The 18,061-nt window shown below is 59.7% G+C and carries 14 protein-coding genes; 7 read left to right on the top strand and 7 right to left on the bottom strand.

The genetic code is table 11. The features are described from left to right. Window positions 1-105: 105 nt before the first annotated feature. The 5 genes from KVG95_RS18880 to KVG95_RS18860 all read left to right on the top strand — a co-directional run bounded on the left by KVG95_RS18880 (window position 106) and on the right by KVG95_RS18860 (window position 5,817). Window positions 106-1,182: a putative 2-aminoethylphosphonate ABC transporter ATP-binding protein gene (locus KVG95_RS18880; protein WP_217857501.1), complete on the top strand. Its 1,077-nt coding sequence runs from the start codon at window positions 106-108 to the stop codon at window positions 1,180-1,182. Beyond that, complete coding sequence (locus KVG95_RS18875) at window positions 1,182-2,906, top strand: putative 2-aminoethylphosphonate ABC transporter permease subunit (RefSeq protein ID WP_217857500.1); 1,725 nt, start codon at window positions 1,182-1,184, stop codon at window positions 2,904-2,906. Before KVG95_RS18880 ends, KVG95_RS18875 begins: the two co-directional genes overlap by 1 nt. A gap of 49 nt (window positions 2,907-2,955) precedes the next feature. Beyond that, complete coding sequence (locus KVG95_RS18870; RefSeq protein WP_038980913.1) at window positions 2,956-3,981, top strand: putative 2-aminoethylphosphonate ABC transporter substrate-binding protein; 1,026 nt, start codon at window positions 2,956-2,958, stop codon at window positions 3,979-3,981. 145 nt (window positions 3,982-4,126) lie between these two features. Further along, complete coding sequence (locus KVG95_RS18865) at window positions 4,127-5,281, top strand: TIGR03364 family FAD-dependent oxidoreductase (RefSeq protein WP_217857499.1); 1,155 nt, start codon at window positions 4,127-4,129, stop codon at window positions 5,279-5,281. Further along, window positions 5,260-5,817, top strand: a complete 558-nt coding sequence (locus tag KVG95_RS18860) for a phosphonate degradation HD-domain oxygenase (RefSeq protein WP_217857498.1) — start codon at window positions 5,260-5,262, stop codon at window positions 5,815-5,817. Before KVG95_RS18865 ends, KVG95_RS18860 begins: the two co-directional genes overlap by 22 nt. A gap of 148 nt (window positions 5,818-5,965) precedes the next feature. Here the strand turns inward: KVG95_RS18860 and KVG95_RS18855 are convergent, their stop codons facing one another. After that, window positions 5,966-7,342, bottom strand: coding sequence for a GTPase/DUF3482 domain-containing protein (locus KVG95_RS18855; protein WP_217857497.1), 1,377 nt, complete (start codon window positions 7,340-7,342; stop codon window positions 5,966-5,968). Next, the gene (locus KVG95_RS18850; protein ID WP_217857496.1) at window positions 7,335-8,714 is read right to left on the bottom strand and encodes a DUF2868 domain-containing protein; all 1,380 of its coding nucleotides are present in this window, start codon (window positions 8,712-8,714) and stop codon (window positions 7,335-7,337) included. The genes KVG95_RS18855 and KVG95_RS18850 overlap by 8 nt, the downstream gene beginning before the upstream one ends. Before the next feature lie 85 nt (window positions 8,715-8,799). Here KVG95_RS18850 and KVG95_RS18845 point away from each other — a divergent pair, with 85 nt between their 5' ends. Continuing rightward, window positions 8,800-9,312, top strand: coding sequence for a dihydrofolate reductase (locus KVG95_RS18845; RefSeq protein ID WP_123719718.1), 513 nt, complete (start codon window positions 8,800-8,802; stop codon window positions 9,310-9,312). 117 nt (window positions 9,313-9,429) lie between these two features. Here the strand turns inward: KVG95_RS18845 and KVG95_RS18840 are convergent, their stop codons facing one another. Beyond that, the gene (locus KVG95_RS18840) at window positions 9,430-10,821 is read right to left on the bottom strand and encodes an L-cystine transporter (RefSeq protein WP_217857495.1); all 1,392 of its coding nucleotides are present in this window, start codon (window positions 10,819-10,821) and stop codon (window positions 9,430-9,432) included. Window positions 10,822-11,059: 238 nt separating this feature from the next. Here KVG95_RS18840 and KVG95_RS18835 point away from each other — a divergent pair, with 238 nt between their 5' ends. Continuing rightward, window positions 11,060-12,115 (top strand): HAD family hydrolase, encoded by a 1,056-nt coding sequence (locus KVG95_RS18835; RefSeq protein WP_217857494.1) that lies wholly within the window; start codon window positions 11,060-11,062, stop codon window positions 12,113-12,115. A 240-nt stretch (window positions 12,116-12,355) separates the two neighbouring features. Here the strand turns inward: KVG95_RS18835 and ilvD are convergent, their stop codons facing one another. The 4 genes from ilvD to KVG95_RS18815 all read right to left on the bottom strand — a co-directional run bounded on the left by ilvD (window position 12,356) and on the right by KVG95_RS18815 (window position 17,721). Continuing rightward, window positions 12,356-14,197, bottom strand: coding sequence for a dihydroxy-acid dehydratase (ilvD, locus tag KVG95_RS18830; protein ID WP_217857493.1), 1,842 nt, complete (start codon window positions 14,195-14,197; stop codon window positions 12,356-12,358). A gap of 257 nt (window positions 14,198-14,454) precedes the next feature. Then, window positions 14,455-15,675, bottom strand: a complete 1,221-nt coding sequence (locus KVG95_RS18825) for an MFS transporter (protein WP_217857492.1) — start codon at window positions 15,673-15,675, stop codon at window positions 14,455-14,457. Next, window positions 15,668-16,645 (bottom strand): diiron oxygenase, encoded by a 978-nt coding sequence (locus KVG95_RS18820; protein WP_217857491.1) that lies wholly within the window; start codon window positions 16,643-16,645, stop codon window positions 15,668-15,670. Before KVG95_RS18820 ends, KVG95_RS18825 begins: the two co-directional genes overlap by 8 nt. Next, window positions 16,642-17,721 carry a SagB family peptide dehydrogenase gene (locus tag KVG95_RS18815; RefSeq protein WP_217857490.1) on the bottom strand — a complete coding sequence of 360 codons (1,080 nt, stop codon included), beginning with the start codon at window positions 17,719-17,721 and terminating at the stop codon, window positions 16,642-16,644. Before KVG95_RS18815 ends, KVG95_RS18820 begins: the two co-directional genes overlap by 4 nt. Between the last annotated feature and the right edge of the window lie 340 nt (window positions 17,722-18,061).

Here is an 18,061-nt window from a genome sequence, read left to right as displayed (position 1 = left end):
AACCCAAATCCTCGAATACCACTATCGGCCGTTTTTGCCTCGTTGCCACATGACGGACGCATTGCAAACCTAGGATGGCCCTCATCTGCTTGATGAGGTCTGTCCATGAACCACTCGATTGCAACTGCCCTGACCAACCCCGGCGCGCCGATGAAAGTGCGCGGCGTGCAGAAACGCTTCGGCGCGTTTACCGCGCTGGATAACGTTTCCCTCGACGTGGCGGCCGGTGAGCTGGTGTGCCTCTTGGGGCCTTCGGGCTGTGGCAAAACCACCTTGCTGCGCTGCATCGCCGGCCTTGAGAAACAAGACAGCGGCGAGTTGTACCTCGGCGATCGCGACGTTTCCCACCTGGCACCTCAAGCCCGGGACTACGGCATTCTCTTTCAGTCCTACGCTCTGTTCCCCAATCTCACCGTCGAAGCGAACATCGCCTATGGCCTCGCCGGTAGCAGTCGCGATGAAGTGCGCCAGCGCGTCGGTCAGATGCTGGAACTGGTCGGCCTGATCGGCAGTGAGAAAAAATACCCCGGTCAGTTGTCTGGTGGTCAGCAGCAACGTGTGGCACTGGCTCGAGCCCTGGCACCGGCCCCTTCGTTGTTGCTGCTGGACGAACCGATGTCGGCGCTTGACGCCCGGGTCCGCGAGCATCTGTGCACCGAACTGCGTCAATTGCAGCGCAACCTCGGTGTCACCACCCTGATGGTCACCCACAATCAGGACGAAGCCATGCTGATGGCCGACCGCATCGCCGTGATGAACAACGGCAAGGTCGAGCAGTACGCCACGCCACAGGAAATCTACGACCGCCCGGCCACACCGTTTGTGGCCGAGTTCGTCGGTCAGGGCAACTGGCTGCCGTTCCGCCGTAGCAGCGACAGTCATGCCCAGGTCGGCGGGATGAACATGCGCCTGGCTGAAGGCAGCGCTAAAACTGCCTCGGGTCGTTTGTTCTGCCGCCCTGAGGCCATTAACGTCAACCCGCCGGTGCATGAAGAAAACCTGTTCCCGGCCAAGGTTCGCGAGATCACCTTTCTCGGCAACCGCTGCCGCATGAGCTTCGAACTCGATCAGCTGCCGGGCCATGCGCTACTGGCGGAACTGGCGCCGGAAGCCATGCCGCGTCTTGGCGCGCAGCAGATCATGGTCGCCTTGCCTCCGCGCAGCCTGCAGGTGTTTGCCTGATGAGCGCGAACGTCGCGCTGCCGATACCGCACAAGCAGGTTCGGCAGACCTCCCGTGCCGAGATCGGCGACCGGCTGTTCGTGATCGGTGGCAAGGTCCTGCTGCTGGTGTTGCTCGGCGTTGCGGTGTTGATGCCGTTACTGGCGATCTTCTGGCGCGGTTTCAGTTCTGAAGCCGGGCAGGGCGGTGGTCTGGTGGCTGCCCGTGAACTGCTGACCAGTGCGAATTTCCACTGGTTGCTGGGCAACAGCCTGAAAGTGTCTGTCAGCGTCGCGGCCATCGTCGTACCGCTGGCCTATCTGTTTGCCTACGCTCTGCAACGTACGTTGATTCCCGGTAAAGGCATCTGGCGCGGTATGTCACTGCTACCGCTGATGGCGCCGTCGATGCTGCCGGGAATTGCGCTGGTTTATCTGTTCGGCAATCAGGGCATGCTGCGTGGTTTGCTCTCGGACAATATTTACGGCTTCTGGGGCATTGTTCTGGGCGAGGTCATCTACACCTTCCCACACGCCTTGATGATTTTGCTGTCGGCGCTGTCCCTGGCGGATGCGCGACTGTTCGATGCTGCTTCCAGCATGGGCGCTAGCCCGGCGAAAGCTTTTCGCAGCATCACTTGGCCGGCGACCCGTCAGGCGGTGTTCGCTGCGTTCTGCCTCGTCTTCACCCTGACCATCACCGACTTCGGCGTGCCCGTGGTGGTCGGTGGCGACTATCAAGTGCTGGCGCTGGAGGCCTACAAAGCCGTGGTCGGCCAGCAACAATTCGGTCGCGGCGCGCTGATCGGTATGGTCTTGCTGCTGCCGGCGCTGTTCAGCTTCGGCGTCGACGCCTGGCTGCGTCGGCGCCATGGCGATTCCATGAGCGGTCGGGCGCAAGTGTTTCAACCGGCTCCGTCGAAGCTGCGCGACGGTTGTTATCTGGCCATCGTGCTGTTGATCTGCGCGGTATTGCTGCTGGTGTTCGGCATGGCGGTGTACTCGTCGCTGGTGAAATTCTGGCCGTACAACCTGTCGCTGTCGCTCAACCATTACCAGTTCAACGACACCGCGGGCGGCGGCTGGCTGGCCTACGGCAACAGCGTGAAGATGGCGTTGTGTACGGCGTTGATCGGCAGCGTGCTGATCTTCACCGGTGCTTACCTGATGGAAAAAACCAAGGGCCAGCGCGGGCTGAATCTGACATTGCGCATGCTCAGTTTCGTACCGATGGCAGTGCCGGGTCTGGTGCTGGGTCTGGGTTACGTCTTTTTCTTCAACCTCACCGGCAACCCGCTGCATGTGCTCTACGGGACCATGACCCTGCTGGTGGTCTGCACCATTGCTCACTATTTGACCACCGCTCAAATGACCGCCACCACCGCGTTGCGCCAACTCGATGCCGAGTTCGAAGCCGCCGCGCTGTCGCTCAAGGCGCCGCTGTACCGGCACTACCTGCGGGTCACCGTGCCGATCTGCCTGCCGGCGTTGCTGGACATCGTGCGCTACCTGTTCGTCTCGGCCATGACCACCGTCTCGGCGGCGATCTTCCTCTACAGCCCTGACACCATCCTCGCGGCAGTGGCGGTGCTGAACATGGACGACGCCGGTAACGTCGGCGGCGCGGCGGCGATGTCGACCCTGATTCTGTTCACCTCGGCGGGCGTGTCCCTGCTGCTGGCCTGGGCTTCGCGCGGTTTGTTGCGTCGCTCCCAGGCTTGGCGGCAGACCGCGCCTGGCAATTGATTCGCTGCTCCTAAACCAAAAAGCCCTCAACTCAAACAGGAAAACGATCATGTTCAAGCCTTTGGCCCTGGCCGCTGCTGTCCTCACCGCTTTCAGCCTGAACGCCTTTGCGGCGAAAACCGAGTTGACGGTGTACACCGCCCTCGAAGCCGAACAACTGAAGACCTACAAAGAGGCCTTTGAAAAGGCCAACCCGGACGTCGAGATCAAGTGGGTGCGCGATTCCACCGGCATCATCACCGCCAAACTCCTGGCCGAAAAAGCCCGCCCGCAAGCTGACGCGGTGTGGGGCCTGGCGGCATCGAGCCTGGCGATTCTCGATCAGCAAGGCATGCTGCAAAGCTACGCACCGAAGGATCTGGGCAAGATCGGTGGCAACTATCGCGACGCGGCCAACCCGCCAGCCTGGGTCGGCATGGACGTCTGGGCCGCGACCATTTGCTTCAACACCGTCGAGGCCGAAAAGCAGGGTTTGAGCAAACCCGTGAGCTGGCAGGACCTTACCAAGCCTGAGTACAAAGGCAAGATCGTCATGCCCAATCCGGCCTCATCCGGCACCGGTTTCCTCGATGTCAGCGCCTGGCTGCAAACCTTCGGCGAGAAGCAGGGCTGGCAGTACATGGACGACCTGCACCAGAACATCGGCCAGTACGTTCACTCTGGCTCCAAGCCGTGCAAACTCGCCGCCGCCGGGGAATTCCCGATCGGTATTTCCTTCGAATACCCGGCCGTTCAATTGAAACGCCAAGGCGCGCCGCTGGACATCATCCTGCCCAAAGAAGGCCTGGGCTGGGAGATCGAAGCGACCGCCGTGATCAAAGGCACACCGCACGAAGACGCGGCGAAGAAGCTGGCTGATTTCTCTGCAAGCCCGGCGGCGATGGAGCTTTATAAAGAGAACTTCGCAGTGCTCGCGCAACCGGGTATCGCCAAGCCGCAGACCGAACTGCCGGCGGATTATGAGCAGCGTTTGATCAAGAACGACTTTGCCTGGGCCTCGAAGAATCGCGACCAGATCCTCACCGAATGGCGCAAGCGTTATGACGGCAAGTCCGAGAAAGTGGCTGCCAAGTAAATCTTCGTAGGCTGACAGGGCCTCTTCGCGAGCAAGCCCGCTCCCATAGTAGATCTCCAGCGGACACTAAATTTGTGAACGACACAGATCAAATGTGGGAGCGGGCTTGCTCGCGAAGGCGGTCTCGAATTCAGGACATCTCTTGATGACACACCACAACGACATGCTGATCGTAGGCGCCGGCATTCTCGGCCTGTCCCACGCCTATGCCGCCGCCAGACGCGGCCTCAAGGTCAAAGTCTTCGAGCGCAGCGAAACGCCACTCGGCGCTTCAGTGCGAAACTTCGGTCAGGCACTGGTCACCGGTCAACCCCCGGGCCCAATGCTTGAACTGGCCAAGGCCAGCCGCGACATCTGGGGCCAATGGGCACAACTGGCGGGCCTGCAACTCAAGCGCAACGGCTCATACCTGTTCGCCCGCACCGAAGCGGAAGAACACCTGCTGGAAGCCTTCTGCGCCGGTCGCGCCATGCAGCACGGTTACCGCGTCGACCTGCTGCGCGGTGCGGCATTGCGCGATTTATACGGCGGCCAGTTCAGCCATCATCGTGCCGCGTTGCACGGCATGGACGACCAGCAGCTGTATTCGCGCGAAGCAATTCCGGCGTTGATCGACTACCTGCGCCGCGAATTGGGCGTCGAGTTTCACTTCTCCACGCTGGTGCGCGACATCGAGCCGGGGCGCTTGCACAGCACCGCCGGCACCTTCAGCGCGGAACAGATCATTGTCTGCTCTGGCCATGATTATCAAACGCTGCTGGCCGAGCCGATTGCCGAGCTGAATCCGCAAATCTGCCGCCTGCAAATGCTTCGCGCCCGCCCGCAGATCAACCTCAACCTGCAACACGCGCTGCTCACCGGCCTGAGTTGCGTGCACTACGGCGCCTTCGCCGATCTGCCGGAGGCCGCAGCGGTGCAGGCGCAGATTCGGAGCGACGCACCCCATCTGCATGAAAACGGCATTCACCTGCTGATCAGCCCGACGCCTTACGGTGAATTGATCATCGGCGACTCTCACCATTACGGCAGCGACCCATCACCGTTCAATGCCGAGCAGGTGGATGACTGGATGATTGAACTGGCCGAGCAGACGTTGGGCTGCAAGGTGCGCGTGGTCGAACGCTGGCAGGGCGTCTATGGTTCACGCGGACCGGGGCCGTTTTCCTTTCTGCGTCCGATGCCGGGTGTGAGCGTGGCGCTGATGCACACCGGTGTCGGTATGAGCGTCGGGCCGGCGATGGCCGAACGTAACGTTGCGACGTTATTGGGAGACAGTAGATGGACCGTCATGAGCAAGTGATCGCCGAGGTGTTTGGTCTGTACGAACGTTTTGGCGACAACGATTACATTGGCGAACCGGTGTCGCAGATCGAGCACATGTCTCAGGCGGCGGAACTGGCGATGGCCGAGGGGTTCGATGATGAAGTGGTGCTGGCGGCGTTCTTTCATGACATCGGGCATATCTGCGCCGAGGGTGCCGAGAACATGGGTGGTTTTGGGATCGTCAGCCACGAGCGGCTGGGGGCGGATTACTTGCGTCGCGCCGGCTTCAGCGAACGCCTGGTGCGGCTGGTGGAATACCACGTTCAGGCCAAGCGTTATCTGACACTCAAAGAGCCCGGGTACTACGAGCGTTTGAGTGAAGCCAGTCGGCGGACACTTGAGTATCAGGGCGGGGTGATGACGGCTGTCGAGGCTGAGGCGTTCGAGCGGGATCCGTTGTGTGCCGTCAGTTTGCGGATGCGTCAGTGGGATGAGTCGGCGAAGGAGATGTGGGTGCCGGTGATTGATCTGGGCATCTTGAAGGAAAAGGCGTTGCGGCTGTTGGTGGCCTAGGACAGTGAGACCGAGGGGCGGCCTTCGCGAGCAAGCCCGCTCCCACATTTGATCTTCAGTGATGAGAGATTTTGTGTACGACGCAGGTCCAATGTGGGAGCGGGCTTGCTCGCGAAGGGGCCCGCCTGAACAGCACATCACTCGGGCTCTACAACTGCTGCGCCAACACCTCAACCTGCTCCTGCCGCTCCCCCTGACTCAGCTTCGAATTCGGATTAAGCGACGACCACTGCGGATGCGCCCGCGCCTTGTTCAGCGCTTCCGGCAGTTTGCCTTCGCGCCAGGTTTTGTCCTGCGGCGTGGCGACCTGAATGCTGTCCATCGCCGCGTGCCCACGGGAATTCAGAGCCTGCAGCAATTGCCGCTGGCGCAACGCCAACAACCGCAGCACGCCGTCGTCGACAGTCAGTTCTCGCTGCCCTTTGATCTTGCCCAACAGGCGGTTGCCGTAACTACGGGCGGTTTGCAGGGCGCCACCGGCAATCGCACCGGCCAGTGCCGCAGCGCCGAGGGTCAGGCCGCCCACCAGCAAATCAACCCCGGCCCCGGCCGCCGCGCCGGCTGCGATACCGCCGCCGACCCGCACACCGAGCTGTTTCAGGGTTTCCGGGTTGAACAGGTCATCGCCCCAGCGGCCATCGAGCAGCGGCAAGTCACTGGCCGCCGCATCTTGTGGACGGAAGGCGTAGAGCTTGAGCAAGGCCTCGACGCAGCGTTGTTCGCGCTGACGCACGGCTTTGCGTAGTTCGCTGATTGCTTGCTGTTCCTGCGCCGCCTCGCTGACCACACTGCGGCGGCAGGCGGCGCAATCGATCAATAAATCGGCAATCAGTCGCGCTGCACTCTGCTGACGGGCCAGGCGTTGGGCCTGCTGGTCGGCGATCAAACGCTCCAGTTGTTCGCGGGAGTTTTCCAGCAGCAGTGCGAGGCTTTCATAGAGTCGACGCTCGCCATCTTCAGGTGGCGCGACGCTGTCGAAACGCACCAAAGCATGTAAGCCGAGACGTGCCAGGGCTTCACGCCAATCAGGTTCGCGGTGCTGGGCGCTGCTGACAAAATTCAGCACCGGTAGCAGCGGTTTGCCGCAACTGGCCAACACTTCCAGTTCGTCGCGGTACTTGGCCAACACCGGCTCTCGGGCGTCGATCACATAGAGACCGGCGTCCGAGGCGAGCAATTGCCGCAGCACTTTGGCTTCCTGTTCGAAGCGCTGCCGGGCTTCGCTGCCCTCAAGAAAACGCGCCAGTCGTGCCGGGCCGTCGAGACGTTCGCCCGGCCGCTCCAGGCGCTCAAGGTAGTCGAGCAGGGCGATGGCGTCTTCCAGGCCGGGAGTGTCGAAGAGATCAAGCAATGGCTCGCCGTCTACCGACAATCGCGCGCCTTCGACGTGGCGAGTGGTGCTGGGACGATGGGACACTTCGCCGAAGCCGACGTCTCGCGTCAGTGTTCGCAGCAACGAGGTTTTGCCGACATTGGTGTGGCCGACCACGGCGAGCTTCAATGGCTTATTCCAGGCATCAGTCATGACCCGTCTCCAGCCAGTTCAACGGCGCGCAATCGGCGAATGGCAGGTCCAGTTGTTGTAGCGCGACATGCCAGTCGCCCAGGCGTTCGGCATCCAGCGCTTCGCCGGGCGGCGCTTGCAACAACCACACGCGGGTGGCGCTGGCGCTGCGAGCCAGTTCGGCAATCAGCGCCAGGCTGCCACGGTCCGGCGAACGCCGTGGGTCACAGGCGATGGCCAGACGGGCCGGGGGAAAACGGCTCAGCTGTTCGAGCAGTTTGTGCCGGGATTCACGGCTGTCGAGGATGCCGGCGTTGTTGACGTTTTTGGGCAACTGCGGCGGCCAGGGACGTTGGTCGTCTAGCTCGATAGCTACCAACAGCGCGCCATCGCTTTGCAGGTCGCTGGCAGTGTTTTCAACCCGATGAAGTTGTTCTGGCGCGGCATCGCTGATGCCCAGGCGTTCGCTGGTGGGCATCAGCCGTTCGCGCAGTTGGGCGTAGCCGGGCAGGTTCAAATCCAGATGCAGGGCTGCTTGGCCGGTTTTCCAGCGCCACAGGCAGAACAATGCGAGCAACAATCGCGGCAAAACGCCGTACACCAGCAGCACCCCAACCAGCCACGCCGCCCAGGCCTGGCGGGCGCTTTCGATGTTCAGCGCGGCATCGCCGCTGGCGCGGATCATCTCCACGCTGGGCACGCTGAAACCGAGTAAGGCCGGCAGGGCGCCGAGGGCTTGGGTCATGGCGACGAAGGTGTCGCCGCCGAGAATGGTGGTCTCCCAGACGAAGCCGTAGCGCCGGGTCGCCATCAGTATCAGCACCATCACTAAAGCACTGAGCATCGCCAGCAACCACAATCCGTTGACTAGCACGCCCAGCGCCCAACGATTGAGTTTCTGCCGTTGCAGCAACAGCAGCAGGGCCGGCGCCAGTTGCGCGGCGTTGGCATCGCGGGCGAGTTTTTCACTGAGCCACAGCCATAAGCGTCCAAGGGCGGCGCCTTGTTCACCGGCGAACACCAGGCCCAGGGCCCAGCTCAGCAATAAAATCAGATTCAGCCCGAGCAGGCTGCCCAACGCCCAGAACACATTGACTGGAGTCTGGCCGTCGCCTAGCGCGGCAAACGCCAGGCCGGCGCCGCTGATCACCGCCAGCACGGCCAGCACGATCAGCGCCAGTCGCGCACCTTGCAGCCAATGTTTGAGGGCGTGGGTCTGTCCGTCGCGCTCGGCCAGCCACAGGGCGCGGCGTTGAATACGCGTCGGCAGGTCGCCGCCGGCGCTACGGGCGATTCGATTGGCTTCCAGATCGTCCAAGGGGCCCGCGTGTTCTTCACGCAGGCGCACGGTTTCGCTCAGCCAGAGGTTTTGCAGTGGAGTCAGTTCAGTCACGCGGCTTCCCGTCGCTTAATTGAGCGGTGAGCATAACCGCTGTGACGCTTATCGGGGTAAGGGAGGCTCTGGTATCCTCGCCGACATGACTAAATCACTCCCCCTCAGCCTGATCGCAGCCCTCGGTGAAAACCGTGTGATCGGCGTCGACAACAGCATGCCCTGGCACTTGCCGGGGGACTTCAAATACTTCAAGGCCACCACCCTCGGCAAGCCGATCATCATGGGTCGCAAGACCTGGGATTCCCTCGGCCGTCCGCTGCCAGGTCGGTTGAACATTGTGGTCAGCCGTCAGGCGGATCTGCAGCTGGAAGGCGCGGAGGTTTATCCGTCGCTGGAGGCAGCGGTGGTTCGGGCGCAGCAATGGGCGAACGAGCAGGGCGTCGATGAGGTGATGCTGATTGGCGGGGCGCAGTTGTATGCGCAAGGTCTGGAGCAGGCCGATCGGCTATACCTGACCCGCGTGGCGCTGAGCCCGGAAGGGGATGCGTGGTTTCCGGAGTTTGATTTGAACCAGTGGAAGCTGGTGTCGAATGTTCCGAACCCGGCGGAGGGTGACAAGCCGGCGTATAGCTTTGAGGTGTGGGAAAAAGCTTAAAAGCTTCGCGAGCAAGCCCGCTCCCACATTTGATCGCGGGTGTTCATAAATGCTGTGTACACCGCAGGACTAATGTGGGAGCGGGCTTGCTCGCGAAAGCGGTCTGTCGGTCGCTCATCAAGCCTGAGCCAACGCCCCATGCTCATCCGCATCCAGCAGCCCTTTATCCGTTTGCTGCATGATCTGGCTGGTGATCGCCCCAGCCGTAATCGAACCACTCACGTTCAACGCCGTACGACCCATATCAATCAGCGGCTCAACCGAAATCAGCAACGCCACCAGTGACACCGGCAAACCCATGGCCGGGAGCACGATCAGCGCGGCGAAGGTCGCGCCGCCACCGACCCCGGCCACACCTGCCGAACTTAGCGTCACAATCGCCACCAACGTCGCGATCCACAGTGGGTCCAGCGGGTTGATGCCCACGGTCGGCGCGACCATCACCGCCAACATTGCCGGGTACAGACCGGCACAGCCGTTCTGGCCTATGGTCGCGCCGAACGAAGCGGCGAAACTGGCGATGGACTGCGGAATACCCAAACGGCTGGTCTGGGCTTCGATGCTCAGCGGAATGGTGGCGGCGCTGGAGCGGCTGGTGAAGGCAAACGTCAGCACTGGCCAGATCTTGCGGAAGAAGCGCAGCGGGTTGATCCCGGCGGCTGACACCAGCAGGCCATGGACCACAAACATCAAGGCCAGGCCGATGTAGGACACCACCACGAAACTGCCGAGCTTGATGATGTCTTGCAGGTTGGAGCCGGCAACCACTTTGGTCATCAGCGCCAATACGCCGTACGGGGTCAGCTTCATCACCAGGCGTACCAGACGCATCACCCAGGCTTGCAGGGTGTCGATGGCATTGATCACTTTCTGACCTTTCTCGACATCATCCTTGAGCAGTTGCAGTGCGGCGACCCCAAGGAATGCCGCGAAGATCACCACGCTGATAATCGAAGTCGGCTTGGCGCGAGCCAAGTCGGCGAACGGGTTCTGCGGGATGAACGAGAGCAGCAACTGCGGCACATTCAGGTCCGCGACCTTGCCCGCGTAATCGCTCTGAATGGTTTGCAGGCGAGCCATTTCCTGGGTGCCGGCGACCAGGCCTTCGGCGGTGAGGCCGAACAGGTTGGTCAGGCCGATGCCGATCAGCGCCGCGATAGCGGTGGTGAACAGCAGCGTGCCGATGGTCAGGAAGCTGATCTTGCCCAGCGACGAAGCGTTGTGCAGGCGCGCCACGGCGCTGAGGATCGAGGCGAACACCAGCGGGATCACGATCATTTGCAGCAACTGCACGTAACCGTTGCCCACCAGATCGAACCAACTGATCGAGGCTTTCAGTACCGGGTTGCCCGCACCATAAATCGTATGCAGAGCGACACCAAATACCACGCCCAGGACCAGCGCCAGCAGAACCTTTTTGGCCAGGCTCCAAGTGGTGTGACGGGTTTGCGCCAGGCCAGAGAGCAAGGCGAGGAACACCAGCAGATTGAGGATCAGCGGCAGATTCATAAGAGCTCCAATAACTTGTGCCAACTGCATTCCGGCGCAGCTGCGGACCGGCAAGCGTAACAGCTTGATATGTAATGAATTAATATCAAAAACATCGGTTGTCTGTCGTTTTTGGAATAAGTGGCTGACGCTGTGGGGAATGCCTCTGACGGAATCAGGATGTAAGCGGTCGCGGGCAGGCGAGGACTGTCATACAGATTTGTTAGCGTCGAGATCTTTGAATCAGGGAGAAACGCCGATGAAGTTCGCACCGAAATTTCTGGCTGCCGTATTCTGCTTGGGCCTTGCCGGCCAAGCATTCGCTACTGACCTGAAACACTGGCCAGCCGATCAGGCCAAGGCATTGGACGCGATGATCGCGGCCAATGCCAACAAAGGTAACTTCGCAGTGTTCGACATGGACAACACCAGTTACCGCTACGACCTCGAAGAGTCCTTGTTGCCGTTCATGGAAAACAAGGGCCTGATCACCCGCGAGAGTCTCGATCCCTCCCTGAAACTGATCCCGTTCAAGGACACCGCCGACCATAAGGAAAGCCTGTTCAGCTATTACTATCGCCTCTGCGAAATCGACGACATGGTTTGTTATCCATGGGTCGCCCAAGTGTTTTCCGGCTTCACGCTTCAAGAGCTCAAGGGCTACGTCGATGAGCTGATGGCGTCTGGCAAACCGGTGCCGAGCACTTATTACGAAGGCGATGTGGTCAAGACCATCGACGTCAACCCGCCGAAAATCTTCACCGGCCAGAAAGAGCTCTACAACAAGCTGATGGAGAACGGCATCGAGGTCTATGTGATGACCGCCGCCTCCGAAGAACTGGTGCGCATGGTCGCCTCCGATCCGAAGTACGGCTACAACGTCAAACCGCAGAACGTGATCGGCGTGAGCCTAATGCTCAAGGACCGCAAGACAGGCGAGTTGACCACGGCACGCAAGCAGGTCACTGCCGGCAAGTATGACGAGAAGGCCAACCTGGGCCTCGAACTGACCCCGTACCTGTGGACCCCGGCCACCTGGATGGCAGGGAAACAGTCGGCGATCCTGACGTACATCGATGAATGGAAAAAACCGGTCCTCGTGGGCGGCGATACCCCGACCAGCGACGGCTACATGCTGTTCCACAGCGTCGACGTGTCCAAGGGCGGCATCCATTTGTGGGTTAACCGCAAAGACAAATACATGACCCAGATTAACGGCATGATGGCTAAAAACGCAGCAGCCCAGGCGAAAGAAGGGTTGGCGGTGACGGCAGACAAGAACTGGGTGATCGTGAAGCCTGAAGAGATTCAGTAAGACCGAGTCCCGGCCAAGCTCACTCTCAAAGGCAACATAGAACAAATGTGGGAGCGGGCTTGCTCGCGAAGGCGGTCTGACAGTCAACATCGATGTTGAATGTTATGGCCTCTTCGCGAGCAAGCCCACTCCCACAGTTGCTTCGGATTGCCTGCAATATTTGTGAATGGCTGTTGCCCGAGTTGTTCGCAAAAAAATGCCCCGCACTTGGCGGGGCATTTTTGTTTCTGCGACTGAGGCTTACAGCCCGTCGAGCATCGCCTTGTTACGTACAGCACCCTTGTCGGCGCTGGTAGCCAACAGGGCATACGCTTTCAGCGCAGTGGTCACTTTACGTGGACGCACTTCCACCGGTTTCCAGCCTTTCTTGTCCTGCTCGACACGGCGCGTGGCCATTTCTTCATCGCTGATCAACAGGTTGATCGAGCGGTTCGGAATGTCGATCAGCACCTTGTCGCCATCCTGCACCAGACCGATCGCGCCGCCGGCAGCAGCTTCTGGCGACGCGTGGCCGATGGACAGGCCCGAAGTGCCGCCGGAGAAACGGCCGTCGGTGAGCAGGGCGCAGGCTTTGCCCAGGCCTTTGGATTTCAGGTAAGACGTCGGGTACAGCATTTCCTGCATGCCCGGGCCGCCTTTCGGGCCTTCGTAACGAATGATCACGATGTCGCCGGCCTTCACTTCGTCGGCGAGGATGCCGCGTACGGCGCTGTCCTGGCTTTCGAAGATCTTCGCGTTGCCTTCGAAGACGTGGATCGACTCGTCGACGCCGGCGGTTTTCACCACGCAGCCGTCCAGAGCGATGTTGCCGTACAGAACGGCCAGGCCGCCTTCTTTCGAGTAAGCGTGTTCGACACTGCGGATGCAGCCATTTTCACGGTCGTCGTCCAGGGTTTCCCAACGGGTCGACTGGCTGAATGCGGTTTGCGTCGGGATGCCCGCCGGGCCGGCCTTGAAGAAGTGATGCACGGCTTCGTCGGTGGTCTGGGTGATGTCCCACTTGGCGATGCCTTCAGCCAAGGATTTGCTGTGCACGGTCGGCAGGTCGGTGTGCAACAGACCGCCACGGGCCAGGGAGCCGAGGATGCTGAAGATCCCGCCGGCACGGTGCACATCTTCCATGTGGTACTTCTGGATGTTCGGCGCGACTTTGCACAGTTGCGGCACATGACGGGAGAGACGGTCGATGTCGCGCAGGTCGAAATCGATCTCGGCTTCCTGGGCTGCGGCCAGCAAGTGCAGGATGGTATTGGTGGAACCGCCCATGGCGATGTCCAGGGTCATGGCGTTTTCGAACGCCTTGAAGTTGGCGATGTTGCGCGGCAACACCGACTCATCGTTCTCGCCGTAGTAACGCTTGCACAGCTCGACGATAGTGCGGCCAGCTTGCAGGAACAGTTGTTCGCGGTCGCTGTGGGTGGCCAGGGTCGAACCGTTGCCCGGCAATGCCAGGCCCAGGGCTTCAACCAGGCAATTCATCGAGTTGGCGGTGAACATGCCGGAGCACGAACCGCAGGTCGGGCAAGCGCTACGCTCGTACTCGGCGACTTTCTCGTCGGATGCGCTGGAGTCGGCGGCGATCACCATGGCATCGACCAGGTCGAGACCGTGGCTGGCCAGTTTGGTCTTGCCGGCTTCCATCGGGCCGCCGGACACGAAGATCACCGGGATGTTCAGGCGCAGGGACGCCATCAGCATGCCAGGGGTGATCTTGTCGCAGTTGGAGATGCAGACGATGGCGTCGGCGCAGTGGGCGTTGACCATGTATTCGACGGAGTCGGCGATGATCTCGCGGCTCGGCAGCGAATAGAGCATGCCGTCGTGGCCCATGGCGATGCCGTCATCCACGGCGATGGTGTTGAATTCTTTGGCGACGCCGCCGGCCCGTTCGATCTCGCGAGCGACCAGTTGCCCCAGATCCTTGAGGTGCACATGGCCCGGTACGAACTGGGTAAAGGAGTTGGCAATGGCGATGATCGGCTTCTTGAAGTCGTCATCTTTCATCCCCGTGGCGCGCCACAGTGCGCGGGCACCGGCCATGTTGCGGCCGTGGGTGGATGTTTTCGAGCGGTAATCAGGCATGAAGCACTCCGGGCGGCTAATCAGGTATCAAAAGGGAAGTGAGCTTCTATTGACGTCTGGAACACTCAGAAATGGCCGTGTGTCCGGAAGTTGCCGATAACTTTGCGGGATCGCCGCGCGCTTCAGCTTGAGCTCATAAACCCGCCGGGGGATGAATGGCGATGAATCTCGCGATTCTACACCGCTGGCGTCAGGAGGGAATGCCGGAAAGTGTTGAACCAGCGCTGATGGCGCATGTGGGGTGACGATCGGCGGGATTATTCGACGCTTGGGCTGGCTCTTGGGCTTTTGGCTCGGCGATTGATACCACTGTTCAGCGCCAGTGCCGCGCTGCTCAAAATGATGAAGCTGTATCCAAGAGTGGATTGCAGATTGGTCGGGCTCAGGCTGATGAGCGCACTGATCAATCCGCCGCAGATGAACGTCACCGTGCTGCCGGCCGATGCCGAGGTTCCTGCATTTTCAGGGAACAGGCTCATGGCTTTGGAACTGGCGGCTGGTCGAGTGATGGTGGTGCCGGCGGTACAGATAAGCATCGGTACCAGGACGGTGATCGGGGACAGGGCAAAGTGGCTCGCGAGGTAAAGCATGATGAGGCCAGACAGCAGGATCAGGCTCAACCCGCTGATGATTTGATGACCGGGACTGATGCGCTTACCCAAGAGAGTCGCCACCATGCCGCCGACAATGTAGGCGCCGCCGTATATCAACAGAATCAGCGAGAAGTCATAGGCCGATAACTGGAGTTGATCCATGAAAATCAACGGCGAAATGACGATGAACGAAAAATGGCAGGCGAAAGCAAAGGCTGAGATCAACCAGTAGGGCAGGAAGTCGGCATCACGCAGGACCCGACCATAAGACTGGAGGATATTCGGCCGGGCTCCAGTTGCCGCCGGGCGGGTGTTTTCGAGAAACAGACAGGCTTTGAGCAATACCACGCCAGCCAGTGCGATAAACACCCAGAAGCTGCCCTGCCAGCCCAGCGTGGCTTGTAGGAATGTACCGGCCAGCGGCGAGACCGAGATGAAAATGCCGCTGGCGGTGACCATCAGGATCCGCAACCGGATACGTTCCTCACCCTCGAACAGATCCTGAACCAGCGCTTGTGACAGCACGAAACACCCGCAGCCCAAGGCTTGAATGACACGGAACAGCAGGAAGCAGGCGTAGTCCGTGGTCAATATGCAGCCCACTGCACCCAGTATCGAAACGGTTATTCCGGCGAGCAACAGTCCTTTGCGCCCGATCACATCCGACAGCGGCCCGATCAGCAGTTGAGAGGCCGCTATACCGAGCGCAAACAGACTGACCGACAGCGCGATATCGGCGCGCGTGTTGCGAAAGTGCTCAGCCAGCGCAGGGAACGAGGGAAGCAGGACATCCAGCGGGAACACGCCAAGCAGCACCATGGCCAACAACAGGCTGACCTTCCCTCGACGGTGTCTGGAGGTTGCCGCAGAGTGCCCTTCATCCATCGATAAGTCCTGCCTTCCTGAACAGTTGCTGGTTGTAAGGCAGGTCGAAGAAACCGGCCTTCTTCAAAGCCTGAAGCGTCGCCCCGGTGCCGGATCGCGCACGTAGAAGGGTGGCTTGCGGGCTGGTCAGTTCGCCAAGCACTTGCGTGACGGAGGTCTCGTCGAGACCTGCGCCCTGCAGGCTTTCCCGCATCCACCGCTCATCGACCTCAAAGAAAATCCGGATACTGTCCAGTAGCAGCCTGGCGGCGAACGCGCGTTGACGGCTGTTCAGCGTCAGCCACAGGTAATGGAACACTTCAGAAAAATAGCGACTGTGGCGCGCCTCGTCCGACAGATGATCTCTGAGCATTGCCTGCACGCTGGACACCAAGTCGTCACGGCAAACGTCGAGCAGTTCTCTGGCAATGATCGTCTCCGACACGAACCCGACGAGAAACCAGGCCAGCGCCCGGTGTTTGTCAGGTGCGCGCTCGAGCAGGGTGTTCAATCGCGTGATGCGCTGCGGCATGACCGGGCGCAGGTTGATCCCGTAGAACCCGGCAATCTGCTCGGCAAGGTTATTGGAGAACAGGGCGTGATAACCCTCGTCGGTATAAAGCTGAAGCGCAGCGGTCTTCATCCGTGGAGGAATGTTGACCTTCAATTCACCGTGGATGATGGTCTCCACGGAACGGTTGACGATGCGGTGTTCGAGCACGGTGGTGTAGTCGAGGAAGTACACCAGATGATTGGCCGACAGCCGATGGATGACGGGTGGACCTAGCGCTTTGATAGCCGGGTGATTCAGGTAAGCCAGCAAGCCTGGGGGAAACCAGTGACGTGTTTCCAGTTGCTGTTCCAGGTCTGGCGGTAATAGATAGTCATGCTCGCTGGTTCGCACCGATGCGCGGGTATTCCAGTCGCCGAGGGTGAAACGCAGCGCCCAGGAAACGGTGTGGTCTGACGGAGCAATGATGGGGGCGGTCATTGTTGCGGCTCCCGACTGCTCAGCAGATCCTTCAATTCCTTGCACATCACTTGTCCGTCGCTGTGGCCACAGCCAACAAAAAACAAGGGTTGTTCTGCGTTGTTCTCGAGCCCCAGTAATGCTTCGACCTGATCGTCCGTCAGTGCTCCGGTCAGCCACGTGTTCAACCCCAGTGCAGTGGCCACCAGTTGAAAGGTCTGGGAAATATGCCCCGCCTCTACGAAGGCCATCCGGTAGGCTCGTGAGTGTTCATATTTCCACCACAACTTGTCGAAGCGAGCGCTAATGAACAGGCCCGCGGGCAGGTTATTGATGAAGTGTTGTCCACACAGCAACTGCCCCAGTAGCGAGTCAGGTGCCGGGTTGATGAAGCTCAGTGCATGGTCGGTGGGATGGTAGGCGTAGAGCCCTGGTTTCAGGCCGCTGACGTTTTGTACATGAAGAAAGCCTTCGCAGGCATTCAGCCCGCCGCCGGACGGACTGCTGCGTCGGGCACCGAGGCCTTCGACAATGGTTTCGTCGACGTCATTTTCGCGCTCATGCAAGTAGCCCAGGGACAGGTAAAGCAGTGTGCCGACATCTTTCAGTGAAACCGCTTCATCCGTGAAGGTGCGGCAGGTTTTTCGGCCTATCAGGACGTTGGCAAGAGAACCCTCCGGCAGGCAGAAAGGTTTTGGCAGGGCAATTAGTTCGCGTGCCTGGCGTTCTGTGAGTCTGGCGTCCGGCGCGGGTGCGTCCAGGACTTCGGTGCAATGATCCAGATAGTATCTCGACCATTCATGAATATTCTGAGGAACATGTTCGCAGGGAATGTTCTTGGTGCCGATATGGAATATTTTCGACAATTCATCCCAGCCCCATTCAATAGTGTCTTGTATTGATGTGGTCAGTATTCCGGAGTTTAGAAGTTGAGTGTCTACTATGCTGCTGTCGTTATACAGTTTGGGGTTGCTTATAAGTTGTGCAAGCCGGGTTGAATATTTCAGATTAAGTTCAAATTGTTTGTGATTCTTGTAATCCCAGACTATTAGGCTAGGCGTACGAGGAAGTATGAACACGTATGGATTTATCTGCATGATGGACGCTTCGCTCTGGGCATAGCTATAGAAAACGCTGGGTAGCCGGCATCCCCAGCGTTTCATTTACTTAGCGGGTTTTTGGCGCAACCAGAAAAGCCAGGTTGGCGATTTTGTTTGTTTCCAGAGTAATTGCTTTCATGTTTTTTGACTCCTTGTCATTGATCGTGAGTGTCACTTCGCGGTGACAACTCAATCATAGGCGGTAATGAGCCCTTATCAAGGGGATATTAAGTAGGAATATTCTAGTAATTTTGTCGGAGCGATCTGGGGGGGAGCAAGTTTGTAAGTTATATTCTTTTAAATAAAAGATGCAGGGAAACGTCCTGCAAGTCAGTAG

Source organism: Pseudomonas farris (genome assembly GCF_019145235.1).
Taxonomy (GTDB): domain Bacteria; phylum Pseudomonadota; class Gammaproteobacteria; order Pseudomonadales; family Pseudomonadaceae; genus Aquipseudomonas; species Aquipseudomonas farris.
This window is presented reverse-complemented; position numbering and strand designations above follow the sequence as displayed.

What these genes read in the sequence shown, in the direction of transcription:
- KVG95_RS18880 (WP_217857501.1), top strand. Translation starts at nt 106, where the DNA reads ATGAACCACTCGATTGCAACTGCCCTGACCAACCCCGGCGCGCCGATG.
- KVG95_RS18875 (WP_217857500.1), top strand. Translation starts at nt 1,182, where the DNA reads ATGAGCGCGAACGTCGCGCTGCCGATACCGCACAAGCAGGTTCGGCAG.
- KVG95_RS18870 (WP_038980913.1), top strand. Translation starts at nt 2,956, where the DNA reads ATGTTCAAGCCTTTGGCCCTGGCCGCTGCTGTCCTCACCGCTTTCAGC.
- KVG95_RS18865 (WP_217857499.1), top strand. Translation starts at nt 4,127, where the DNA reads ATGACACACCACAACGACATGCTGATCGTAGGCGCCGGCATTCTCGGC.
- KVG95_RS18860 (WP_217857498.1), top strand. Translation starts at nt 5,260, where the DNA reads ATGGACCGTCATGAGCAAGTGATCGCCGAGGTGTTTGGTCTGTACGAA.
- KVG95_RS18855 (WP_217857497.1), bottom strand. Translation starts at nt 7,342, where the DNA reads ATGACTGATGCCTGGAATAAGCCATTGAAGCTCGCCGTGGTCGGCCAC.
- KVG95_RS18845 (WP_123719718.1), top strand. Translation starts at nt 8,800, where the DNA reads ATGACTAAATCACTCCCCCTCAGCCTGATCGCAGCCCTCGGTGAAAAC.
- KVG95_RS18840 (WP_217857495.1), bottom strand. Translation starts at nt 10,821, where the DNA reads ATGAATCTGCCGCTGATCCTCAATCTGCTGGTGTTCCTCGCCTTGCTC.
- KVG95_RS18835 (WP_217857494.1), top strand. Translation starts at nt 11,060, where the DNA reads ATGAAGTTCGCACCGAAATTTCTGGCTGCCGTATTCTGCTTGGGCCTT.
- ilvD (WP_217857493.1), bottom strand. Translation starts at nt 14,197, where the DNA reads ATGCCTGATTACCGCTCGAAAACATCCACCCACGGCCGCAACATGGCC.
- KVG95_RS18825 (WP_217857492.1), bottom strand. Translation starts at nt 15,675, where the DNA reads ATGGATGAAGGGCACTCTGCGGCAACCTCCAGACACCGTCGAGGGAAG.
- KVG95_RS18820 (WP_217857491.1), bottom strand. Translation starts at nt 16,645, where the DNA reads ATGACCGCCCCCATCATTGCTCCGTCAGACCACACCGTTTCCTGGGCG.
- KVG95_RS18815 (WP_217857490.1), bottom strand. Translation starts at nt 17,721, where the DNA reads ATGCAGATAAATCCATACGTGTTCATACTTCCTCGTACGCCTAGCCTA.